Genomic DNA, 5,596 nt, shown 5'->3' on the forward strand with positions numbered 1-5,596 from the left:
CTCTTGCCAAGCATAGTGAAGAAGAAACAGCAGCAAGAACTCTGGCTATTCGTTACACCAAGAAAATACTAACCCGGACGAATAAAGATTATCTGTCCAGTTTACCCCGTCAGATAAAATTGAACTTTGGAAAAACAACTATACAAAATATTTTGCTCGTTCACGGCAGTGTAAGGAGTAATGAAGAATATGTCTATGAAGATCATGATGCCGCAGATTTAAATCAGATGCTGGAGGCTGAGCAAAGTGAGGTTCTGGTGATGGGGCATACGCATTTGCCTTACATTCGGAAAATTTCTGCTGTAAAAAATGCTTCATCAGATTTGTTATTAATAAACTGTGGTTCGGTTGGCAGATCAAAAGAAGCCGGACGTTTAGCAACTTATTGTATGTTGATTATTAATGGTAAAGATGTTGATGTTGAGATTGTTAGGGTTGAATATGAGAAAGAGAAAACGATCATGGCTATCTGTAAGAGTGAAATTCCAGACTTTTATGCTGATTTTTTGAAATGTTAATTGATTTTTAAGGGTAGTCAGTTTATTGTAACAGATTACATAATAAATAGAATAAAATCATGATATTTATCAAATTTAAACTGAAAATGCAGTTAAAGGAATATTCCTTAACACTAAATTGCATTTCAGTATCATGGAAATTTGATTATATATGGATGAGAAGCCTCTCCTTGATAAGTTGAAATCGCTTATATGTTATAAAGCGGGTCTTAGTCACGTAACGCCTGCAGACTGTAAACGGATTTCGATAGATATCAGGAAAGAATTCGATAAGAATGTCAGTGAGACAACGTTAAAACGACTTTTTGGATTTGCAGCTACGAAGTTTGCTTTTTCGAGGTACACCATCACAGCCTTGTGTGAGTATGCTGGAAAACCGGAATACATTGAATCCCTTGCAGAGGGTAGTGCGTATTTTGATGACAAAGAAGATATATGGAAAAAAGTAAGTTATCAAGCTGACAGGATTACCAGGATTACATTAAAAAACATCAGTTGCAGATCTGGATTGCCTTACCAAACAACTGTAGGCAGAAAGTTTGCTGAGCATGCTTTTGAAGAATTTTGTGATGGCCGGTTTAATTTTATGGCATTTGTAGCCCCGCCTGGTTATGGTAAAACAATCTTACTTAGCCGGCTGGTGGATAAGTATATTTCCGATAAAGAAACGATTTATAAAGGTTATTCTGTCCTTTTTGTGAAAGCAAAGCTCTTTTTAACTCATAATAAAACAAAACTTCAGCTTGAAAATCAGCTTAAGGCGCTTCTTGGTTTTGCAAATCATTCTAAAAAGCTTTTTGACCTGCTTTCTGATCAGTTGCCGAAAGAAAATAGAAAACTGATTCTGATTATCGACGACTATAGTGAATACCTCGCTGACTTTATGAACCGCCTGGTTCCTGGATTTATAAAAGTTGTTGTGGCGGTATCCCCAGAAGATTGGAAATGTTTAAATAAAAGACTAAAAGTTCCGGCATATGTTTCTCCTGTTCCATTACTCAGCCAAAATGAAGTCGATCAGATATGTGCTAATCTTGGGCTTTTTAATGTTGAACCTGAGCTGTTTGGATTGCTGAAATTTCCATTTTATATACCATTCTACTTCCAATTTAAAATGGAGAATAAGAATGATCACCACAATCGAGTTGTAATTTACCAGGAGGTAATTGCCAGATTTATAAAAGAGAAGATTTATCAGTCCAATAATTATACAGAAAAAATCCTGCTCCTCAAAAAACTTGTCCAGCAGATGGGGTATGGGGTGCAACAAGATGAGGTGAACCTGGATCTGTTTAGCGTAGAATTAATGGTGTTTAAAAATGCCTATGATGAGCTATTACTTGATGGTATCCTGATGGAAGATCTAAAAAACATACATTTTCTCGATAAAAATGTTTTCGAATACTTCTTGTTTATTGAACTTTTAGAGCAGTTTAATTTAAATGCTGACCTTATTTTTCTTCGCTTTATCAACCGCGTTTATGGAGGTAGCAAAAGAGAGTTTGCCTTGCTGAAATGGTCAATACGATATATGGTGAAAACAGGGAATCCGAACGCCGAGGAATATATTTATCGCCTGGAACTGGAGGGAACAGAGAAAAAAGAAATGAAGATGCTGTTGGTTAATACTTAGAAAAGAACAATCTGGATTATCTTACCCATAGATTGGTATCATATTTGAGTTGTTCTTAATCTATGGTTATAATTTATGATATTAATGAAAAAGTCCTGAATTCACGGAATATTTCAATTAACGCAACTCTCGATTCCAAAGAGAAAAAAAATGTAGAACTGTTTGTGAAACAGAAATATTTGTCACTTTTTGGACCTATAGGAACTTTGGGCTTGCAAGAAGTGGTCGTTGTCGATGTGGCGTCAGATGCCATTATCTCCAAAAAACAGTGGACAGAGGAATTAAAAACTGAAGCAAAAAATTTAAAAGAGGAAACTCCTTTTGCCTGGGGCCTGTTTCGTAACCTGTATATTATTGCAGGGGTCTTTTTGGCACTAATCGTTATTGCACCTGTACTGAATAAGAACAGGGCTGCAAATGAATCGGAAAGACTCAAGGCCCTGGAGGCGAATTTTTCCACCACAGGACCAGGTGATTTGCTTATGGTTTTTTTACATGGAAACGCAGATGGGAGCGGATCTCAGGGCGTAACTATGATGAAAGTGCTGCGTCTCTCTGGCGATACATTAGTTGTTAAGCGACATAAAGAGATTGCAGCTGGTTTTAAAACAGAAGATGCGGCGGCTTTAGATCATAAAGATGAAGCGTTTAAGCCCGATGAAGAAAAATATAAATTGGGAGCATATAACGACAGGAATAAGATTTTGGTTCCTTTTCCCTCGGCAGATCATACCTCGCCGTCTGCTGTCGCTTCTGTGAGAGATATAGAGAAAGCAAAATAATTTCTATAAAACAATGGTCGCTGTCTCCCAAAGGGGAAGACAACGACCATAATAATTTACATGAATGGGTAGACCAGTGAACCTGTAACGACTTGATTTCCTGAGTAAGATTCGGTTTTTACCGATTTTCCGTCAACAAAAATCTCTGCTTTAATATTACCTCCGGCATAAGATGTAACGCCGATAGAAGCTGCTTCAGCATATTTCACAGTTCTTTTAAATGTTTTTGTAAAAGGAAGTGCAGCATCACTAATATTGCTGTTTCCTCCTGTTTCGTTAGAAAAGATAACATTTGCTTTAGTTAAATCTGATGAAGTGATTCTATATTCTATAGTCACTTCTTTTGGATAACTGCTGTCTGGAGATTGAGGACCATCATCCTTGCTTTTACTACATGAAACCATAATGGCCATACAAGAAATAAGCGCTGCGATTTTCAAAGTTTGTTTTTTAAATACAATAAGATTCATAGGTTTTATTTAAATTTATAGATGAATATAGCGGCAAAAATCGCCCATACTTTGAGCTTCTGCAATCCCAGGATTTGTGGTTTTTCATCTACTGGTTTTTTGGTATTTTCGAAAACCAGAAACTGTTGAACAATAAAATTAAGCAGCCCATGATAGCTTCATAACCTTTAAAAAAAATATATTCTGATGAAAAACATAATAATGAAAATGAGTGTACTCTTTTTAGTTATGGCGATAGCTACATTTAAAGCAAGTTGCAGTTTATATGCTCAGCCCCGGAAATCCTCTCTTCTTTCATTTTTTTCAGAAAAGGATTTTAACCGGTTTTTCCCCCGGCATAATCAGTTTTTTTCCTATAAATCATTGAAACAGGCAGTTTCGGAAATGTCAGTAGTTAAAATCAGAATTGAAAAAAGAGGGATATGGATCTTTAAAATAACCAAAACTGATCTGTTAACAGGGAAAAGTACAATAGTACGCCAGGATCCAGATTGGGAACAGGAATGGGCGAAAAAAGAACCTTATTCCAGTACAGAGATCAATTATGGTGATTTCTGCGCAAATCTCAATAAAAAGGAAGCAGCAGCTTTTTTTGCCCATATTGCTCATGAAACACGTAATGGCGTAAATGGAAAGTTTGATGATGGACTGATGCTGACACATGAACTCCGTACAGATCTTGATTATGTAATCCAAAATAAAGTATATCCAGCTGTAGCTGGTCAGAAATATTATGGAAGAGGTCCTTTACAATTGAGTTATAACGGTAATTATGGGTTTGCCTCTACCGTTATTTTTGGAGACCCTGATATATTATTGGGTAAACCAGATCTGGTGACTAAGGATCCGGTTTTATCTTTTAAAACCGCTATTTATTTCTGGATGACGCCACAAAACAGGAAACCATCGGCACATGCAGTCATGACCGGAGAATGGAAACCCTCAGAGGTAGAAAAGGCATCAGGTTATGCACCAGGTTTCGGAATGACCATTAACCTCATTAATGGCAGCATAGAGTGTAATAAGGGAGAAAATAGTTCCGGAATGCAGGACAGAATTGGTTTTTATCGGTATTTCCTGAAACTACTTAAGGTCTCAGACCCCAGCTGTGTATGTTCCTGTGCTAAAATGGTACCCTTTCCATCTTAATAAGCCTGATCTGATCTATTCCTCTCTTAAGCAGTGAATTGGATCTGCTCCGGCAGCTTTTATCGCTTGCAAGCCCACTGTTAGCCAGGCAATCAGCAAGGCCAGTACACCTGCTGCGAAGAAATACCAGAGCTGGAGTTCCATCCTGTAAGCAAATGTGTTTAACCAGTACCTGGTCATTACATAGCTTAGGGGTAAAGCGATCAGGATTGCAAAGAACACCGGTTTAGCAAAATCTTTGGATAAAGTGTAAACAATATTCATCTCGCTGGCACCTAAAACTTTTCTGATGCCAATTTCTTTGAGTCTTCTTTCGGCTGTAAAAATGGCCAGACCAAATAAGCCAAGGCAAGAGATAACGACAGCTATAGAAGCAAAGTACCTGGACAATACCGATACCCGGGTTTCTGCAATGTATTGCGCCTGGAAATCTTTGTCCAGGAATTTAACACTCAGGCTGAAGCCAGGATTATAGGTTGCGTTTAATTTCTGTAAATCGTCTGTAACTTCTTTTACTTTACCCGGACTAATTTTGACCATCACTCTGTTGGTTCCAACAGGGGTATATCTTAAAAACATAGGTTTTACAGGCTCATGCAAGGATTCAAAATGAAAATCCTTGATTACGCCAATGATCTCGTAATTTTTACCCCAAAGCATAAATGTTTTGCCAACCGGATGACTCAAACGCATCACTCTTATACCTGCTTCATTGATGATGATCTTTGATGTGTCTGCGCCAAACTTATTGGAAAAGCTTCTCCCACCGGCCATTTTAATACCTAAAGTTTCTATCAGACCAGAATTTACCGTTGCCCTTTGAAATTTAATAGCCTCTTTTGGATTTCTTCCTTCCCAGCTAAACTCTCCAAAAGTATAACTCAGGTCTCCAAGTAGTTCCCGGTCTATGCTTGAGGCATTGAGGACACCGGGGATTTTTTTTACGGCCTCAATGGCAAAATTTACATTGTCTCTGAATTTTCCTTCAGTTTCAAAATAGATCACGTTATCTTTCTGGTATCCCTGGTTTTTTTTCTGCACATA

The 5,596-nt window shown here is 37.6% G+C and carries 6 protein-coding genes; 4 read left to right on the top strand and 2 right to left on the bottom strand.

Annotated features, from left to right (window positions below):
* From VNZ46_RS07280 to VNZ46_RS07290, 3 genes are all read left to right on the top strand, one after another.
* On the top strand, nt 1-518 hold a 518-nt coding region (locus VNZ46_RS07280), incomplete at its 5' end, for a metallophosphoesterase family protein (protein ID WP_325559418.1).
* 151 nt (nt 519-669) lie between these two features.
* Complete coding sequence (locus VNZ46_RS07285) at nt 670-2,151, top strand: ATP-binding protein (protein WP_325559419.1); 1,482 nt, start codon at nt 670-672, stop codon at nt 2,149-2,151.
* A 62-nt stretch (nt 2,152-2,213) separates the two neighbouring features.
* A complete protein-coding gene (locus VNZ46_RS07290; RefSeq protein ID WP_325559421.1) occupies nt 2,214-2,933 on the top strand; it encodes a hypothetical protein in 720 nt (239 codons plus the stop codon).
* Between the two features lie 56 nt (nt 2,934-2,989).
* On the opposite strand, the gene VNZ46_RS07295 is transcribed toward VNZ46_RS07290, so the two are convergent.
* Nucleotides 2,990-3,403, bottom strand: coding sequence for a hypothetical protein (locus VNZ46_RS07295; protein WP_325559422.1), 414 nt, complete (start codon nt 3,401-3,403; stop codon nt 2,990-2,992).
* Between the two features lie 186 nt (nt 3,404-3,589).
* On the opposite strand from VNZ46_RS07295, the gene VNZ46_RS07300 reads away from it, so the two are divergent.
* Nucleotides 3,590-4,552 (top strand): chitinase, encoded by a 963-nt coding sequence (locus VNZ46_RS07300; RefSeq protein ID WP_325559423.1) that lies wholly within the window; start codon nt 3,590-3,592, stop codon nt 4,550-4,552.
* Nucleotides 4,553-4,567: 15 nt separating this feature from the next.
* Here the strand turns inward: VNZ46_RS07300 and VNZ46_RS07305 are convergent.
* The coding region (locus tag VNZ46_RS07305) for an ABC transporter permease (protein ID WP_325559425.1) at nt 4,568-5,596 on the bottom strand (1,029 nt) is incomplete at its 5' end.

This window comes from Pedobacter sp. (assembly GCF_035566355.1).
GTDB lineage: Bacteria > Bacteroidota > Bacteroidia > Sphingobacteriales > Sphingobacteriaceae > Pedobacter.

Coding starts and splice junctions, on each gene's coding strand:
- VNZ46_RS07300 (WP_325559423.1), top strand. CDS start 3,590: ATGAAAAACATAATAATGAAAATGAGTGTACTCTTTTTAGTTATGGCG.
- VNZ46_RS07290 (WP_325559421.1), top strand. CDS start 2,214: ATGGTTATAATTTATGATATTAATGAAAAAGTCCTGAATTCACGGAAT.
- VNZ46_RS07295 (WP_325559422.1), bottom strand. CDS start 3,403: ATGAATCTTATTGTATTTAAAAAACAAACTTTGAAAATCGCAGCGCTT.
- VNZ46_RS07285 (WP_325559419.1), top strand. CDS start 670: ATGGATGAGAAGCCTCTCCTTGATAAGTTGAAATCGCTTATATGTTAT.